Genomic DNA, 16,452 nt, shown 5'->3' with positions numbered 1-16,452 from the left:
CGCCTCCGCAAATCTTATATGTATCAAGTATAACAAATTGGCTGGGTAAAAAAACAGCCAATTGGACGGTGTTATATCCAGCCAATTTTACTATGCTAAATATGGAAGGGGAGATTCGGATGAAACGATGGCAAATGGAGTGGCTCCTAGTATCAGTTGCTTTAGTATGGGGAGCAAATTATACAATTGGAAAGTATGGCGTGGCATTTATGTCATCCATTCAATTTAATAGTTTACGATTTTTAGTAGCATCGCCGGTATTATTACTTATTACATTTTTAATGGAACGCTCATTACGTATTGAAAGAAAAGATTGGTTACGATTAGTAGCAGTCGGTATCGTTGGTACGACAATGTATCAAACGATGTTTATGCTATCTGTGAAATATACTTCAGCAACGAACGCCTCATTATTAATTGCGATGTCACCTATTTTTACAGGAATATTAGCAGTATTACACAAACAAGAACGTTTTTCGATGAAAGTACAAATTGGCTCAATAGTAGCATTTATTGGTGCAGCATTCGTTTTATTAACAGGGCATACGGGAGGAGCTACATACGAGTATGCGTGGCTCGGAAATGTAATTGGATTAGTCGCAGCAATTGCGTGGGGATGGTATCCAATTTTAGCGCAACCACTTATTACAAAATACTCCGCAATGAGAGTCACATCATGGTCTACTTTAATTGGAATTGTACCGCTTGTTGTATATTGTTTATTCAACGTAAATACGTTAACGTGGCCAGTAGATATGCCAAGCTGGGGATCACTAGCATATTCAATCGTCTTTGCGACAATCTTCGGACTTGCCATGTGGTATGTTGGTATTAGTAAAATAGGCTCAACGAAAGTAATGGTTTATATGTATCTTGTACCATTATTCGCAGTTATCTTTGCAGCTGTAACAATTGGAGAGCAAATTAATATGATGCAACTCGTTGGTGGACTTATTATCTTCATCGGTTTATATGTTGTAAAAAAGGGCGGAATCAAAAAGCCAGCTCTCAATTTGAAAAAAGTAAGTTAGTAGTAAAAATGATCTCTTTCATATAGAAGGAGATCATTTTTTATTTCGTAATAAAAGCGCTTGTTCAACAGCCCATTTTTGATGATCGTGAATGAGAAGCTCTACAGCATGTAATGGAGACATCCACCGTAAAACATGATCCTCCTCACAGTTTTCAGTTTGTTTTTGCACCATGTTCGCAATATAAAAGAACCCATCATTTAAATAATGTGTATCTTCCTTTTCTGCATAAAAATATCGTGCTGCATTACCGAAATATTGATCAATTTCAATTGCCCATCCTAATTCCTCGAGCAATTCACGATGTAAACATTCTTCTTTGGTTTCTTGACCTTCCATACCGCCACCAGGTAAAAAGTAACGATCTCCTTTTTGGATAACAGCCACTTTTGAGCAAGTATCGTTAAAAATAACCGCATAGCAACTAGGTCGTAATACATACTGTTCAGTGGGCTTTTTATAACCAAAAGTAAGTTTAGACATCATAAAACACCTCATTTCTCTATAAAATACATAAAAGGAATATTAAGGTAAATGTAGAATTATATAAGTATAATCTTATTAGATTGGAGTGGTACGAAAATGATAAACCGAAAGTGTTCCCGATGTAAAGAAATAACAGGTACATTGCATGGTGGTAAAAAAATTAAGGAAGAATTTTTATGTGAAGATTGTCTACAAAAAGGAATTGCGAGTGGCGAAATCGAATTATCACAAGTGGAGAAAGAACAAACTTCGTATCTTTCTATAAAAATATTAAAAATAATGAGTGTTATTTATTTAATAGTATCTATTATAACTGCTTTTTCTGCTGGAGCACTTATACAGGATCCAGGGCTTGGTGGAATATCATTTTCAATAACAGGTGCAGTTGGTGTTATGGTAATTGGATCGATATTCCAGTCTGTGCTTGTATTTTCAGGTATTTGGGTATTCATTCTTTTAGTCGAAACGGTTATTAAAATATATGAAAAAATGAAGTGAGTGAGAGGGAGAAATACATGCAAGTAAGAAACATTCAAGGGGAAGATTATGTAAAGATTCATTCTGTATTAAATGATTGGTGGGGCGGGAGAAACATGGCTAATATGTTGCCGAAGCTGTTTTTCGTTCACTTTCAAGAAACGAGTTTTATCATTGAAGAAGATGGAAAAACGTTAGGTTTCTTATGTGGATTTTTTTCACAAACGCATAAAGATGAAGCATACGTTCATTTTATCGGCGTAAATCCGGAGTATAGAAGAAAAGGAATTGCAACGACGTTATATTCTTATTTCTTTGATGTCGCTCGTGCAAGCAACCGTAAAGTTGTAAAAGCAATCACGTCACCAGTTAATAAAAAATCGATACAATTTCATCAAGAAATCGGCTTTCAAATTGAAGCTGGAGATGATGAGATAGATGGTGTATCCGTACATAAAAATTATGATGGGAACGGCGGGGGTAGAGTTTTATTTTTAAAACATGTGTAAGAATGGGCTAACATATTGTTAGTCTTTTTGTTGTGAGGAGGTATGAATATGGAGAATTCTCAAAGTAAAAACGAGTATTTACGGCGTATTTATAAAGTTCAAGATTATATAGAATCACACATAAATGATTCACTTTCAATTGAAGAGTTAGCCGATGTAGCAGGCTTTTCAAAGTTTCACTTTCATAGAATTTTTAAAGGGATAGTGGATGAGCCGTTATCTCGGTACATGAATCGTTTGAAATTAGAAAGAGCAACACATCTACTTACTTATCGTCCAGATATGACAATTACAGATATTGCTTATCACTTCGGATTCACTGATTCAGCAGTTTTCTCCCGGACATTTAAAAATTATTACGGTGTAAGTCCGTCCAACTATAGAAATCATAATAGCAAGAATTGCAAAGACCTAAGTGAAACTTCTCAATACAATGAATGTAAGAAGGTTCGAGGAGAGGTCGAAATTGTAACAGTGGACAATATAAACGTCGCATACATAAGACATATCGGTACATATGAAGAGTTAACTATAGCTTTTCCAAAAATGATAGAGAAACTATTTCATTACGCAATTGAGCAAAACTATCATATATTTGAGGATACGAAAGTATTAACCATTTACCATGATCATCATGAATTTACTGAGGACTATCATTTAAGAACAAGTCTATGTATAACAATTCCGAATGAGTTAGCATTAGAAACGAACGATATAGGAATAATGGTAATACCTTCAGGGAAATATGCGATAGGTCATTTTGAAATACGCCAAGATGAATATAAAGGGGCATGGGATTTTTTATACGGTGAGTGGTTACCAAATAGCGGATATAAACCGAGAGATTCGTATCCTTTTGAATTGTATAAAAATGATCCAAGGCAGCACCCAGAACATAAACATATAGTTGAAATATATGTACCTATCGAACCTTTTTAATTGTAGATTAAGGGGGAAGAACAATGAAAATTGTTGGAAAATTAGATTGTAAAATAAAAGAAGACTATAAAAATATAAACGGTATGCTAGTAGTACAGAAAGGTAATGTTATTTTTGAAAAATATTATAATGGCCACGGTCCAGATGATACATTTCATGTAGCATCAGTCACAAAAACGATTATTTCTGCGTTAATTGGGATATGTGTAGATAAAGGGTATATAAAAAGCGTTGATCAAAAAGTAATAGAGTTTTTTCCAGAACATAATTCTAATTCTTCTGAAGTAACAGTGCGGCACCTTCTTACAATGACAGCTCCATACCCTTTTGCAGACTGGCAGGAACCGTTAGAAGAACTATGTACACAAGAGGACTGGGTGCAGTATACACTTAATAGAATTGGGAACGGTGGAGAAATTGGATCTTTTAAATATTCATCCGCAGGAGCACATTTACTATCAGCAATTATTACGAGTATAACAGGGAAAAGTGCTCGTGGGTTTGCGAATGAATACCTATTCCAGCAAATCGGTATGAGAGAAATTCCAAACTACAATATGAAAGCATTTGGATTCGATGACTTATTCGGAAAAGATGTGAAAGGATGGGTTCATGATCCAAATGGTATTTCAACTGGTGGCTGGGGACTGACGTTAACAGTTAGAGGTATGGCTAAGTTTGGACAAATGTATTTGAACAATGGTATTCAGAATGGAAAACAAATTGTTTCGAAATCATGGGTACAAGAATCAATAGCGATGAATCCAAACCGTTATGGGTACTTATGGTGGTTACGAGAAGAAGATGGTATCTTTTCATATTGTGCAATGGGCGATGGTGGAAATGTGATTTGTTGTATACCGGAGAAGGAATTGGTGGTGGCGATTGCATCTGAAATTGTACCGGAAGCGGGGGATAGATGGGATTTAATTAAAGACTGTATCCTTCCTTATTTAAAAGATTAAGATGTGTATTTTTATGAAAATGAGAATAAAAGATTTAGTTATAATTTTTTTGTTCTCCATGATAGAAGTAAGTGTTGTGAGAAAGAATTCGTTAAATTAAGATTAGAAAACTTCAACACCTATACGATTATTGAATAATTGCAAGGTGTTGAAGTACTTATGAGTTAATTAAGGTATATTAAACTGCAAGCTGAAACACCTTTTTCTGTTATTGTAAATTATTCTTTAACTTTTCGATGTATAATGTACATCATGCCAAACACAATTACCAGCAATATAAATTTAATTAATTCCATTAGGCTAATATCGTTCGTGGTTTCCACTCCGTTTGTTAAATAAAATACATTAAACATACCATGTAAAATTGCAGGTGTTATTACAGAACGACTATACTCTCTCGTATACGTCAAAATTATAGATAATATAAATAATAAAGAGAGATAGCTTAATATTCCTACAAACCATAACTCATAGTTTTTATAAAAGATTGATACTGGTAAATGCCAAAAAGACCAAAGTGATGCAGTAATGATTGCTGTTTGCGTTAATGAGTATTTTTTTCGTAAATGGTAATGAAAATTTCCACGCCATATGATTTCCTCTAATAATGCAGATAAAGATCCAATTGTAAGACCAATAAGCAAGAGAAATCTTAATTCATTCCAATGATTATATAGGAACTTAATATTATAAATATAAAAATAAAAATGGAGACATAGTCCTAGAAATAGTGGAAATAAAATGGAGAAGAGTAGTGTTTTTATTTTTGGACGTGAAAATCCAAATGTATGAACTATTTTTTGTTTCTTATATAATTTCTGATATAAAATAACAGCTAAAAGCGGAACAACCATCGTAAACCCTAAATAATTACGACCATTTTCTATGTTCAGCAAGATAATATATACAAGCGATGTGAGACAATAAATACATAATGTAGAATGATAAACTATGTTTCTATTAATATTTTTCACCTACCTAAGTATATATAAGTTGTTAATCGAACATCCGATATTTTAATTATATATGAAATGAAAATAGACGGAATGAATAATTCCATAAAACAACTTTGTTTTAAATTAGCCGTCTACTCCTATATTTAAAAATTGAACAAGTTGATCATTTAAATAACTTGTATTATAAGAAAAATCATTTTGATACCACTGAATAATGATGCCAATAATCGCATTCGCTTGGTAGGAACAATAAAGTGAATGGTTCACTCCTTCTTTAAGCAAAGCCTCTTTATCTTGAAGTAACAAATGCTTTATTTCCTCAAAAAATAAATAATAGTACATTAAAGGAACCCTTTTGGAAAAAACAATTCTATAGAAAGTTTTATATTTTTCGATATGATGAAAAATCCGAATTGTAGAAGGATCTAATTTACTAGTTTTCAATACTGATACATAGCGATAAGGTTCTTGATAAGAACGTGTCAAATCTGCTGTAATTTCTTTAAAATACTCCTCAAATAAATCTTCTACTTGTTTATAATGCAAGTAAAATGTACCACGATTTATTTTTGCTTTTCTACAAACTTCCGAGATGGAGATGACTTCTAAAGTTTTTTCGTTTAATAATTCTAACAATGCGTTATGTAACGCCTCTTTTGTTTTCACAATACGCATATCTGTACGCATTATTTTTTTCACCTCTTATTGAACACATTTCTTACGATGTGTTAATTATTGAACATTTATCGTTTTTTTGCTCATTGTAAGCGTTCTTTTATATTATTATAATTTTTATTGAACAACTGTGCAATAAAAGACAAAGGGGGCCGTTTCAGATGAGATTAAAAGGTAAAGTAGCAATTGTCACTGGTGCTGCGTCAGGCATGGGGAAAGCAATTGCAGAAGGTTATGCAAAAGAAGGAGCAAAAGTCGTTGTATCAGACTTAAACTTAGAAGGGGCTCAACATGTAGTACAAGGAATTAAAGCTACAGGTGCAGAGGCCATTGCTGTTCAAACAAACGTTACCTCCGATGAAGATGTTCAACGTCTTTTCGATGAAACAAAACAAGCTTACGGGAAATTAGATATTCTTGTTAATAATGCAGGTATCATGGATGGAATGGAGCCTGTTGGTGAAGTTTCAGACGAACGCTGGGAGAAGGTTTTCTCTGTGAATACAGTATCTGTAATGAAAACAATGCGTATTGCAGTGAATCTATTCTTGGAACAAGGACATGGTACGATCGTCAATAATATTTCTGCAGGTGGATTATACGGTGCACGTGCTGGTGCTGCTTACACAGCATCTAAACATGCAGTCGTTGGCCTAACAAAAAACACGGCCTTTATGTATGCGAACAACAACATCCGTTGTAACGGTATCGCTCCTGGAGCAGTCATAACAAACATTGCTTCTACAATGACGAATGTGAGCGAATTTGGTGCGAGCCGCCAAGCATTAGGTATGGCAATTAATCCACGTGCTGGACAACCAGAAGAAGTTGCACAACTGGCTATCTTCTTAGGTTCAGACGAAGCTAGTTTCGTAAACGGACAAGTGATTTCTGTAGACGGAGGTTGGACTTCATATTAATTTTAATTCAAACCTATTAGCTATCAAGCTTAAAAAAATAAGTTCGATGCCTTTGCATCGGACTTATTTTTTCGTTGTTGATGGGGAAGTTGTGCGGAGTTAAAGAATTAATGAACAGAATGAGAGTTAGCAATTTAATTAAGATACATATAAAATATAATTACTTTTTAATTTAGAAACCATCTTGATTAATTTTTCAAAATGGTCTCTTTTTTACTTATAGAATTAAAGAAAAACAACAAATCCACCGTAACTTTTCACAACAAAAAATCGTTAAACATTAGAAAGGATTTTTAATCGCGAATGGGGGAGAACCATGAAAATTCTAATTCTAGGTGGTACACGTTTTTTAGGAAGAGCTTTTGTAGATGAGGCTTTAAAAAGAGGGCATGAAGTTACATTGTTTAATCGCGGAACAAATAAAGAAATTTTTCCTGAAGTGGAGCAGTTAATCGGTGATAGAAATGGTGATGTATTAAGCTTAGAAAATCGAAAATGGGATGTTGTCGTAGATACGTGTGGGTTTTCTCCGCATCACATTCGGAATGTTGGAGAAGTACTTAAAGATAATATTGAACACTATATATTCATCTCAAGCCTTTCCGTATATAAAGACTGGATTCCCCACCACATAAAAGAAGACTATACATTACAACCTGAACCACCGGCTGATCAAATAAAGGCTGTAGAGAATGGTGAAATATCTCCTTTTGAGCATTATGGTGCGCTTAAAGTGTTATGTGAAAAAGAAGCAGAGAAGTATTGGCCGGGTCGTGTTTTACATGTAAGAGCAGGACTTCTATCAGGAATATTTGATTATACAGATCGACTTCCATACTGGATTCAGCGCGTAGCAAAGGGCGGTAATGTGTTAGCGCCAGGAAGAAAGGATCGTCCAGTGCAATTAGTGGATATAAAAGATGTCGCTAGCTTTGGACTAAACATGGCAGAAAATAATAAAGTAGGCACATTCAATATAACAGGTCCGAATTATGAAATGACGATGGAAGAGCTATTAAACACGTGTAAAAAGGTTATGAATAGCGATGCTGAATTCGTTTGGATAGATGAATCATTTATGAAGGAACATAAAGTAGAGCCATGGACAGAGATGCCTTTATGGATTCCAGAAACTTTTCCTTTAGAAGGTGAAACGAAGCCATGGAAAGGTGGATTTTCTATTAGTATCGATAGTGCCGTGAAAGAAGGGCTTACTTTTAGAAGTTTAGAAAATACGGTTACAGATGTATATGTATGGATGAGAGATATGAAAGATAGGGAATTAAAAGCAGGTATTGAAATTGAGAGAGAACAGGTACTATTAGATAAGTGGCGTGAAATAAAGGGAGTTTAAATAAGAATCCTATGAAAAAAGGACTCTGTTTATTTGTTAAACAGAGTCCTAATATTCATCTACCATTCAATTGGATCTTCCCCGTACTTTTCCCATAACCTTGGTAACATTTTTTTCAATCCTTCTTCGTCATCTTCATCCCAATCTAACTCGATGTCAATATTAGAGGCTCTTTCATTTGAAAGTACATGATAAAGTGTAAAGTATGTATCTTCTTCATTTCCAGTCTTTTCTTCATATACAGTTTGACCATAATATAGAGTAAGTTCTTCCATTTCAGGAACGTCATATTCGCTCATATTTTCTAATATAGGAATTAACCGTTCTGGATCTTCAATACACGTTTTGTAAACTTCTTTTCCTTGGAATAGTAACCATCCGCGGAAGTAATCAAAACAATCATCCGAACAGCCGCCCATAATAATATAGGCAGCTGCCCATAAATGAGAAGTATAAGAATCTTTTAATATGCGATGCATATGCGTATCAAAAGCTACAATTTCATGCACCGTACGTTTAGCAAGGTGAGAAGTAAGCCATTCGAGTTGTTCTTCTTGGTCTTCACCTTTCGTTTTTGCACGATCAAGTAGTTCCCAAAATTCTTCTTCTGTTATCGTTTTTTCTTTTATGTAATCTTCCCCAAGACATGGGTCTGTATATCCTTTTTTACGTTTGGAAGTAACTAGTTTGTTAGCTTCTTTCATACATTCTTCTTCTGTTTCAAACTCTGTCGCTTTCACACTACCTGCTGTGCCAATCTTTCCGTAAAAAACAACGTAGTCTGTATCTTTTACAACGATTTTCCAAAACTTATTTGATTTCTCAGTTTGCTGGATTAATAACGTTTCCATTCGTACCCCCATCATATTCTTCTAGTGTGCACTGTGATTGTAACATATGTATATACACTTGTAATGATGAAAAATAAGTGTTTGGAAAATTCAAAAATGATTGAATGAAGTGGGCGAATTTAGTAATCTTATTTGTACATACATAATCGTTTTGTTATAATTCGATATTTAATATATAAGGGGGCATTACGGATGGATCTTACGTTTAAAGTAGAGGAAACATGTTTTAATTACCGCGTTGGAGCAATTTGTAAACAAGGTAATAAAATCCTTATTTTGCAAGGTGACGGTGAAGATTTTTGGTACGTACCAGGCGGACGAGTGAAAATGTTAGAAAATAGTGAAGATGCGTTAAAAAGGGAGCTTGCAGAAGAAGTAGGTGTTCCAATTGAAGTGAAGAGATTGGTATGGTCAGTAGAAAATTTCTTTACACTTTCTGAGCGAAAGTTTCATGAAATCAGTTTTTATTATGAAGTAGAGCTACATGAATTACCCGCGAATGGGGCGGATCAATACATTCTTGAAGAAGAGGGTAGAACGTATTTGTTTAAGTGGGTGCCGGTAGAAGAGTTAGATGCATATAACTTACAACCAGCATTTATAAAAGATAAAGTAAAGGATTTATCAGTTCATACAGAACATATTGTTTTACAAAAATAAGCTTACAAACCCCTTTAAATCAATGTTTTTAAGTGTTTTTAAAAGGGTTTGCAAACATTTTGCAAACATTGGCATCAAAATATGTTTTTTGCGAATGCTTTCACCGCATCTTCTTGCATATTTGGTAAAACATGAGAATAGATTCTTAAAGTTAAAGAGATATCCGAATGACCCAAACGTTCACTCACAACTTTTGGATGAACTCCTTGTTTTAATAATAGAGTTGCGTGTGTATGTCTTGTGTCATGAAATTTAATTTTCTTAATCCCAGCATTTTCGATTACCTTATTAAAGTGACTAGTAAAAGTTGATCTTGTTGTGACTTTCCCTAAATTGTTACAAGTGATTAAATCTAAATCATGGTAGGCTGGACCGATTCGTAATTTATCTTTATTTATTTGAAGTTTGCGCTTCTTTAATTCTTCAATTACCTCTAAAGGAATAGGGATTGTGCGCTTTGAAGAATTATTTTTTGCACTGGCTTTAATTTTATTATCATGACCTAATGTTTGGTTGATTGTAACTGTATGGTTATTGAAATCAACATCTTGCCAGCGTAACCCTAGAACTTCTCCCAAACGCATGCCTGTAGTTATTGCAAGAAGATATCCAATATGATATCGTGATTCTTGTGAATGTAATAAAAACTGTTTTACTTCTTTCTCTGTCCAAGTCTGGATGGAGCTTTTTTCTGTTTTTGGTATCACAGCTAAAGTAGCCGGATTTCTAGAAATAATATTTTGTTTTACAGCTAGATTTAAAGCTGCTCTTAGGACCCGATGTTGAAAGAGTATAGTGTTGTTTGCAATGCCACTATTCACTCCAGATTGATAACATTTTTGTATGTGCATAACATTTAATTTATGAAGTGGAATCATGCCTATACTAGGTATAATATGTGTGTTTATACTAGACTGATATCTAGATAAGCTACTCTTTTCTACACTCATCTTTTTAATTTCTAACCACTGAATCAAATAGTCTTTTAAAGTAATCTTAGAGGGCTCAACGAAAGTCCCTTCATTTAACTCCGTAATCTTCTTTGCTACATCATCTTCGGCATCCTTTTTTTTCGTATATCCAGAAAACCACTTTTGTCTTCTTTTTCCTGTCTCTGGATCAGGGCCGATATCAATAACGATACAGTACTTATTTCCTCTTTTTCGAATATGTCCTTTCACTTAAAACACTCCTTCATTTTGTTTTGAATCATGTTGTATAAGTCTAGTTGTAATTTGCTGCTATGAAAAATACATAGTTGGACATATCAGCGATGGATACATTTTACCATATATGAATAAATTCAGTTATAGGATATGATTGTCAGTTGTCATAAAATAATAGTAAAATATTGATAGATTCAGATGAAGAGGGGAGGATAAGAATATGAGAGAATTCGCAAAGGATCCGGGTGGGCATAAAGTAACTGATCCTGGTGTAGGATGGCATAATGACCCGGGCGGTGGTGGTTGGAAATGCAATCAAGAACCTGGTACAGGGTGGAAAATGATTACTGATCCAGGCGGCGGTGGATTGGATATAAGTTTAGACCCAGGCACAGGTATATAACAAAGGGGGAATAACAAAATGACAAATTATATAAAGGACCCAGGTGGTTCAAAATTAATTACTGATCCAGGCGGTGGTGGTGCTGGATATGAAGAGGACCAAGGGGGATGGAAAATAATTTTAGATCCGGGAACGGGTGTGTAATACATAGGAGCCTAACGGCTCTTTTTTTATTGCAGAAAAAAAGAGAGCATGGGCTCTCTTGCTTAAATTGTAAAATGAAGAAAATTTTACAATTTGAAATTGGAAATGATTTCTTTTATTATGAAATCAAACATATATCTTTAATTCGAAATAACATGCGCTGCAACGCTGTTACTTCACTCTACACAAATTAATTGATAGGATGTTTTAAAAATGCTTATGCACAAAATTGGGAAGCGTAACTACTACATGAAATATTTCTTTACCAGGTAGGTGTACTCAACCAAGAGATTTAGCGCCTTTTTTTGGGGTTCAGTGTCTAAATCAGATATTTGATCTAATATCACTTCAAATTGTGGCGGCATACGATACTCTCTGCCAACTAAATTATCAATGCTGATGTTATACAAATCGCAAATCTTAATTAGAGTCGAAACATCTGGTTCGGATCGTCCAGCTTCCCAATTTGTATATGTTGAACGGACAACATTTAAGTGGTAAGCTACATCGTTTTGTGTTAATTTATTTTTCTTGCGAAAATATACCAGTCGTTCGCTAAGCAATGATTATTCACCACCTTTTTTATCTGTGATAATTATAAGCGAATAAACAAAGTTAAAGGTATACATTTGGATGAAACGATTCATTAGGAAACATTTTATCTTTTAAACGATTAATTTTAAGTCGTGGGAAAAATAACAAGAACAAAAGTTCGATTTTGTGGTAAAATATGCATGTAAGATATTCATATGTTATATGAATAATGAAATTTTATATTTCTTTGTTCCTTGAAAAATGTTGGTATATAACGATTTTAAAAGTTTCTCAACATTTTTCTGATAATCACACGACTGAATTTTGGGAAAAATGTGATATTATGAAAATAATAAAATAAACGGACGTAAAAAAGACTCACAACTGTGTAAGTAGTGCTCGCAACACCCTTACACCGTCCTCCCTAACTGCAGTAGGGAAAACACTTGTCATAAGTCTCATACATAATTATAACACACAATCTAGATATAATGACACGTTTTCCTGTAAATGTAAAAAAACTAGGGTAACGTGTCTTTTTTGTCCAATGAGGAGGACAAAAATGAAAATGTTATTGAAAAAGATGCACGAAGATTTAAAAACAAACGGTTTTACTAACCGCAAGTTAGCGACTTTGTTCAATGTTAGTCATACGACAGTTAATAGTTATTTTTCACAAAGTACTAAATTTGATTTTATGCATTATGTTGAAACATTAAGATTATATAAGCCTAACGATGTTAATTTTAGAAGAGAATCATTATTAAAATCTTTTAATGATTTATCTCCTAATAACGAAAGATTAGGGCTTGAAGTGTTAAATATGTATGGAGAGTTTGAACTTCAAAAAAAATTGATTTCTAAGATTCGAAATAATACCGAAACGAACAAGAATGCAAGATTGAATAAGAAAATGGCAGAACTATATCAGTTGTTATCATTGCGAAATGAAGGGCTTTTAAATAAAAGCGAATTTTTTCAAGCTGTAGACCACTTTCGAAAATCAAGAAAAATATCAATTAATGAATTGAAAATCATTTCTGATTTTGCTTTGATTTACTCACATCTTGATTTTAATGATCACAAAATGGTATTAAAATACACAAAACAATTGATACCGTATATCGAAGAGATTAAAAAGGGTACCTCAAAAACTTCATTCATGTTAAGAGCAAAAGAAATGTTAGCTACAAGTAGTCATCATGCGAATGACTTAGAGCAAGCGAGAAAATATTGTTTCGAAATCGTAAATGATCCATTAAACAAATATGAATGTATGAAAGCACTAGCTTATTGTATTTTAGGTGAAACGTATATATTTGAAGATTACAGTATCGCTAAGTATTATTTTGAAGAAGGGATATTAATGTTAGATAATCCATCGAATCGAAAAAGTATAGTAAGAAAAAAGGCTATTAAGAATACACTCAACTTTTTAAAGATTCACTGGGGAAAAGATTTAGAAAATATCAGTCCTACAGATAAGGCTGAAGAAGCATTTTTATATGCAGTAACTGGTCGTGAAATGCAAGCCTTATCATTGTTGGACGAATTAGAAAGAGAGAATGGAAAACTAAGCCCAATGCAAAAGTATTACAAAGGTTTAGCTACTGGATATAAAAAGTATTTCGAAGAATCGATAGAAGAATTTGAAAGATTAGGAGATTTCTTCTATTCTAGACTACCAAGAGAACGCTTAAAATGATATAATTGTGATATAAAAAGGAGTGATTTTATTTGAAGCTAAAAGCTATAAAAATAGTAATAGCAGCGGCAATTATTGCATGTGTTGGTTTCACACCAATACAAAATGATAAAGAGGTATCACAACAAACTCAAACTCAAATTGAATACAGAATGATGGTCGACCCTGGTGCTGGAGGCGGCTGAAAATAAAGAATGACGCTATCGTTGAGATAGCGTCATTCGTGCTTTATAAGGGATGGAAAGTAAATGACCGAATGGTCGAAAACTTTCCAGTTTGTGTATAACTAAAAGAGGATGCAGGGGGAAAAGCAAATGGAAGAAATGATAACGCAAGTTTTATTAATGGAACAAGTTGACGGGGTAAATGTTAATCATTTGCGTGATTTGTTAAAGGAGCTTTCTGAACAGGAAAAAAATCAAAATAAAACTCCGTAGACAATTAATGGTCTCACGGAGTTTTATTTTTGGAAATGAAGCTTTGTATTGTTGACTTAAATAATTCTTTATTATCCTCAGAAAGCTGATTGATTAACGTCATCCATTCATTAGTTTCTTTGCTTATCTCTTCTGTTTCTTTAACTGTTAATTTCTGATGCATCGCTCTTCCTAACAAGTAATCAATAGAAACTTCGTATATGTCTGCTAATTTAGTTAAAGTCTCGTAGTCAGGTTTACGTCTTCCTGATTCATAACTAGATAAAGTCGCTTTATTTACATCTAATTTTTCTGAGATGAAAGTTTGTGTATAGCCTTTCTTTTCACGGCATGCTTTCAATCTTTCATTTAAGTTCATGTTTTTATTCCCCTTTATAAATGAGATCCCATAATAAATGTGTAATACCTTACTTTGAGGTGTATTACACTGTCTTACTGTGCATTGCAAAACTTTTGCTTAATTACAGTATATATACTTTTTGACAACTTTTCACTATATGTAAAAATATTTTTAACAAAATGACAAAACGGGGTTTACATTTACGAAATGACAACTTATAATGAAATCAAGAAGTTGTCAAAATGACAACGACAGGAGGTGAAGCGGATATGACTTTTGGAAACAGAGTCCGAGATATTCGCAAACAAAAGAATATTACTCAAGAAAATTTAGCTAAGAAGCTTGATTTCAGACATGCTTCAGCTATTTCCTTCATAGAGAATGGGAAAAGAAGATTAGATGCTGAAAAGATACCCACCTTAGCAAATGCACTTGGAGTATCAATAGATGAACTTTTTTTTGTCCAAAATGTTGTCAAATTGACAACTGGAGAAGTGGAGGAGGAAGGAAATGAATCAATTACAAGTTGTGCATCATCCAGTAAGTGAGTTTGTTTTTATGGAAGGAAATCAAGTAGTAACAGACAGTTTAACAATGGCTCAAATGTTTGGAAAAGAACATAAAAATGTAATTAGAGACATCGAGGTCCAGCTAGAAAAATTGATTGAAGCGAATGAAAAAGAATGGGGTCAGCTCAACTTTGAGCATACCCAATACCAGCATTATCAAAATAAACAATGGTATCCAAAGTTCAATCTTACAGAAGATGCATTCACGATTGTCGCAATGAGCTACATAACAACAGAGGCAATGAAGATGAAAATCAAATTTTTGCAAGAGTTCAAACGAATGAAAACATTTATTCAAAATCAGAAAAAGAAGGTTCCTGAAAATACATTCGATCAAATTCAGCTACTTGCTTTAGGGACAACAAAGATAAATGAGCGAGTTGAACAATTGGAACAAACAGTGAACCAGCGTATGACAGTTGATTATAGTCAACAACAAGCAATTAGAAGTGCTTTAAACCGTAGGGTGTATAAGCTTTGGGACGATGGAACTATTAATCAAGTTGTTCATGAAAGTAGAAAGAAACTTTTCTCAGCAGCCTGGAGAGACGTAAAGTCAGCGTTTGCAGTAAATAGTTATTGCAACATTTTACAGAAGGACTTCAATGAGGCGATATCATACATAAATGCATGGCGACCAAGGTTAGTATGATTAGCCATCATTAATACAGTTTTGAAAGGAGCAAAACGAAATGGGATTAGATCAAATCATTAAAGAATCAATTCGCGAAGTTGTTCGAGAGGAAATTCAAGCTGCTTTAGCACAGTTCCAACAACAATCACAACCAAACAAGGTAATGAGGGTAAAAGAAGCAGCTGATTATCTCAATATCGCTGTTTGTCGAGTGTATGAATTAGCGAATCATCCACAGTTTCCAGTGATTAGGGAGGGGCGCAAATTACTTTTCCTGCAAAAGGATTTAGAAGCTTGGCTTGAAACACAAAAGGAGGTGATTTAGTGGAAGATACAACATCGATAGTTGTATTCGGAATATTAATCGCATGCATTTCATGGTTGCTTTATATTACTTACGAACCAATAAAACAATGGGCTTGGAGTGATGTAGAACAAAATAAAAAGGCCCACGGCAATGGGTCCTTTAAGAAAAAACAATTGTTATAAGTATACCACGGAAAGTAGGGAAATAGTACATGGATTTAATTGAATATCAAGTGCTATTACCTAATAAGTTCTGGCAATTAGCAAAAAGCAAAGATGAATTAAAACAAATGATTGAACATTATTTCAGCGTTGGTTATCCGCATTATGAAATTAAACGAATTATCAATAGTGGTCAAGCATATGTGGCCGTTTGTACGAGGAGGTAAAT

Annotated in this window: 25 protein-coding genes; 18 read left to right on the top strand and 7 right to left on the bottom strand. The window is 33.9% G+C overall.

Going from position 1 to position 16,452, the window contains the following annotated elements; translation table 11 throughout:
- Nucleotides 1-119 precede the first annotated feature (119 nt).
- Nucleotides 120-1,031: a DMT family transporter gene (locus tag ACP6L7_RS12085; RefSeq protein WP_097830213.1), complete on the top strand. Its 912-nt coding sequence runs from the start codon at nucleotides 120-122 to the stop codon at nucleotides 1,029-1,031.
- A gap of 33 nt (nucleotides 1,032-1,064) precedes the next feature.
- Here the strand turns inward: ACP6L7_RS12085 and ACP6L7_RS12080 are convergent, their stop codons facing one another.
- On the bottom strand, nucleotides 1,065-1,517 hold the full coding sequence (locus ACP6L7_RS12080) for an NUDIX hydrolase (RefSeq protein ID WP_097830212.1): 453 nt from the start codon (nucleotides 1,515-1,517) through the stop codon (nucleotides 1,065-1,067).
- 96 nt (nucleotides 1,518-1,613) lie between these two features.
- On the opposite strand from ACP6L7_RS12080, the gene ACP6L7_RS12075 reads away from it, so the two are divergent.
- Genes ACP6L7_RS12075 through ACP6L7_RS12060 form a run of 4 tightly spaced genes read left to right on the top strand, consistent with a single transcriptional unit; the run spans nucleotide 1,614 to nucleotide 4,407 of the window.
- Nucleotides 1,614-2,015, top strand: coding sequence for a DUF3980 domain-containing protein (locus ACP6L7_RS12075; RefSeq protein WP_097830211.1), 402 nt, complete (start codon nucleotides 1,614-1,616; stop codon nucleotides 2,013-2,015).
- Between the two features lie 17 nt (nucleotides 2,016-2,032).
- A complete protein-coding gene (locus ACP6L7_RS12070; RefSeq protein WP_097830210.1) occupies nucleotides 2,033-2,503 on the top strand; it encodes a GNAT family N-acetyltransferase in 471 nt (156 codons plus the stop codon).
- A gap of 48 nt (nucleotides 2,504-2,551) precedes the next feature.
- Nucleotides 2,552-3,442 (top strand): AraC family transcriptional regulator, encoded by an 891-nt coding sequence (locus ACP6L7_RS12065; RefSeq protein ID WP_097830209.1) that lies wholly within the window; start codon nucleotides 2,552-2,554, stop codon nucleotides 3,440-3,442.
- Nucleotides 3,443-3,465: 23 nt separating this feature from the next.
- Complete coding sequence (locus ACP6L7_RS12060; protein ID WP_430529274.1) at nucleotides 3,466-4,407, top strand: serine hydrolase domain-containing protein; 942 nt, start codon at nucleotides 3,466-3,468, stop codon at nucleotides 4,405-4,407.
- A 218-nt stretch (nucleotides 4,408-4,625) separates the two neighbouring features.
- Here the strand turns inward: ACP6L7_RS12060 and ACP6L7_RS12055 are convergent, their stop codons facing one another.
- Nucleotides 4,626-5,381, bottom strand: coding sequence for a CPBP family intramembrane glutamic endopeptidase (locus tag ACP6L7_RS12055; RefSeq protein ID WP_097830207.1), 756 nt, complete (start codon nucleotides 5,379-5,381; stop codon nucleotides 4,626-4,628).
- A gap of 105 nt (nucleotides 5,382-5,486) precedes the next feature.
- Nucleotides 5,487-6,053, bottom strand: a complete 567-nt coding sequence (locus ACP6L7_RS12050) for a TetR/AcrR family transcriptional regulator (protein ID WP_098361773.1) — start codon at nucleotides 6,051-6,053, stop codon at nucleotides 5,487-5,489.
- 146 nt (nucleotides 6,054-6,199) lie between these two features.
- Between ACP6L7_RS12050 and ACP6L7_RS12045 the strand changes: the two genes are divergently transcribed.
- A complete protein-coding gene (locus ACP6L7_RS12045) occupies nucleotides 6,200-6,958 on the top strand; it encodes an SDR family oxidoreductase (protein WP_002200050.1) in 759 nt (252 codons plus the stop codon).
- 316 nt (nucleotides 6,959-7,274) lie between these two features.
- Nucleotides 7,275-8,312, top strand: coding sequence for an SDR family oxidoreductase (locus ACP6L7_RS12040; RefSeq protein ID WP_097830206.1), 1,038 nt, complete (start codon nucleotides 7,275-7,277; stop codon nucleotides 8,310-8,312).
- Between the two features lie 59 nt (nucleotides 8,313-8,371).
- Here ACP6L7_RS12040 and ACP6L7_RS12035 read toward each other — a convergent pair whose 3' ends face one another.
- Nucleotides 8,372-9,163: a DUF4240 domain-containing protein gene (locus ACP6L7_RS12035; protein ID WP_097830205.1), complete on the bottom strand. Its 792-nt coding sequence runs from the start codon at nucleotides 9,161-9,163 to the stop codon at nucleotides 8,372-8,374.
- Nucleotides 9,164-9,355: 192 nt separating this feature from the next.
- On the opposite strand from ACP6L7_RS12035, the gene ACP6L7_RS12030 reads away from it, so the two are divergent.
- On the top strand, nucleotides 9,356-9,823 hold the full coding sequence (locus ACP6L7_RS12030) for an NUDIX hydrolase (protein WP_097830204.1): 468 nt from the start codon (nucleotides 9,356-9,358) through the stop codon (nucleotides 9,821-9,823).
- Between the two features lie 74 nt (nucleotides 9,824-9,897).
- Here ACP6L7_RS12030 and ACP6L7_RS12025 read toward each other — a convergent pair whose 3' ends face one another.
- Entirely contained in the window at nucleotides 9,898-11,004 is a 1,107-nt protein-coding gene (locus tag ACP6L7_RS12025) for a site-specific integrase (RefSeq protein ID WP_430529273.1), read from the bottom strand.
- 205 nt (nucleotides 11,005-11,209) lie between these two features.
- On the opposite strand from ACP6L7_RS12025, the gene ACP6L7_RS12020 reads away from it, so the two are divergent.
- Both ACP6L7_RS12020 and ACP6L7_RS12015 read left to right on the top strand, forming a co-directional pair.
- Nucleotides 11,210-11,392 carry a hypothetical protein gene (locus ACP6L7_RS12020; RefSeq protein ID WP_430529272.1) on the top strand — a complete coding sequence of 61 codons (183 nt, stop codon included), beginning with the start codon at nucleotides 11,210-11,212 and terminating at the stop codon, nucleotides 11,390-11,392.
- A gap of 18 nt (nucleotides 11,393-11,410) precedes the next feature.
- Nucleotides 11,411-11,536, top strand: coding sequence for a hypothetical protein (locus ACP6L7_RS12015; RefSeq protein ID WP_430529271.1), 126 nt, complete (start codon nucleotides 11,411-11,413; stop codon nucleotides 11,534-11,536).
- Between the two features lie 245 nt (nucleotides 11,537-11,781).
- Here the strand turns inward: ACP6L7_RS12015 and ACP6L7_RS12010 are convergent, their stop codons facing one another.
- The gene (locus ACP6L7_RS12010; protein ID WP_430529270.1) at nucleotides 11,782-12,099 is read right to left on the bottom strand and encodes a helix-turn-helix domain-containing protein; all 318 of its coding nucleotides are present in this window, start codon (nucleotides 12,097-12,099) and stop codon (nucleotides 11,782-11,784) included.
- 533 nt (nucleotides 12,100-12,632) lie between these two features.
- Between ACP6L7_RS12010 and ACP6L7_RS12005 the strand changes: the two genes are divergently transcribed.
- From ACP6L7_RS12005 to ACP6L7_RS11995, 3 genes are all read left to right on the top strand, one after another.
- Nucleotides 12,633-13,775, top strand: coding sequence for an AimR family lysis-lysogeny pheromone receptor (locus ACP6L7_RS12005; RefSeq protein ID WP_430529269.1), 1,143 nt, complete (start codon nucleotides 12,633-12,635; stop codon nucleotides 13,773-13,775).
- A gap of 32 nt (nucleotides 13,776-13,807) precedes the next feature.
- The gene (locus ACP6L7_RS12000; protein WP_400527505.1) at nucleotides 13,808-13,960 is read left to right on the top strand and encodes a hypothetical protein; all 153 of its coding nucleotides are present in this window, start codon (nucleotides 13,808-13,810) and stop codon (nucleotides 13,958-13,960) included.
- A 129-nt stretch (nucleotides 13,961-14,089) separates the two neighbouring features.
- Nucleotides 14,090-14,212, top strand: a complete 123-nt coding sequence (locus tag ACP6L7_RS11995; RefSeq protein WP_430529268.1) for a hypothetical protein — start codon at nucleotides 14,090-14,092, stop codon at nucleotides 14,210-14,212.
- Nucleotides 14,213-14,225: 13 nt separating this feature from the next.
- On the opposite strand, the gene ACP6L7_RS11990 is transcribed toward ACP6L7_RS11995, so the two are convergent.
- Complete coding sequence (locus ACP6L7_RS11990; RefSeq protein ID WP_001052323.1) at nucleotides 14,226-14,570, bottom strand: helix-turn-helix domain-containing protein; 345 nt, start codon at nucleotides 14,568-14,570, stop codon at nucleotides 14,226-14,228.
- 224 nt (nucleotides 14,571-14,794) lie between these two features.
- Here ACP6L7_RS11990 and ACP6L7_RS11985 point away from each other — a divergent pair, with 224 nt between their 5' ends.
- The 5 genes from ACP6L7_RS11985 to ACP6L7_RS11965 are packed head-to-tail and all read left to right on the top strand — an operon-like array spanning nucleotide 14,795 to nucleotide 16,450.
- A complete protein-coding gene (locus ACP6L7_RS11985) occupies nucleotides 14,795-15,100 on the top strand; it encodes a helix-turn-helix domain-containing protein (protein ID WP_430529267.1) in 306 nt (101 codons plus the stop codon).
- On the top strand, nucleotides 15,063-15,773 hold the full coding sequence (locus ACP6L7_RS11980; RefSeq protein WP_430529266.1) for a Rha family transcriptional regulator: 711 nt from the start codon (nucleotides 15,063-15,065) through the stop codon (nucleotides 15,771-15,773). The genes ACP6L7_RS11985 and ACP6L7_RS11980 overlap by 38 nt, the downstream gene beginning before the upstream one ends.
- A gap of 40 nt (nucleotides 15,774-15,813) precedes the next feature.
- Nucleotides 15,814-16,080 carry a helix-turn-helix domain-containing protein gene (locus ACP6L7_RS11975; RefSeq protein WP_430529265.1) on the top strand — a complete coding sequence of 89 codons (267 nt, stop codon included), beginning with the start codon at nucleotides 15,814-15,816 and terminating at the stop codon, nucleotides 16,078-16,080.
- Nucleotides 16,080-16,244: a hypothetical protein gene (locus ACP6L7_RS11970; protein WP_430529264.1), complete on the top strand. Its 165-nt coding sequence runs from the start codon at nucleotides 16,080-16,082 to the stop codon at nucleotides 16,242-16,244. The genes ACP6L7_RS11975 and ACP6L7_RS11970 overlap by 1 nt, the downstream gene beginning before the upstream one ends.
- A gap of 29 nt (nucleotides 16,245-16,273) precedes the next feature.
- The gene (locus tag ACP6L7_RS11965; protein ID WP_430529263.1) at nucleotides 16,274-16,450 is read left to right on the top strand and encodes a hypothetical protein; all 177 of its coding nucleotides are present in this window, start codon (nucleotides 16,274-16,276) and stop codon (nucleotides 16,448-16,450) included.
- Nucleotides 16,451-16,452: the final 2 nt, after the last annotated feature.

The sequence above is a fragment of the Bacillus silvicola genome, assembly GCF_050524305.1.
Taxonomy (GTDB): domain Bacteria; phylum Bacillota; class Bacilli; order Bacillales; family Bacillaceae_G; genus Bacillus_A; species Bacillus_A cereus_AT.
Note: the sequence above shows the minus strand (reverse complement) of the source record. Positions and strands in the feature narration are given on the sequence as shown.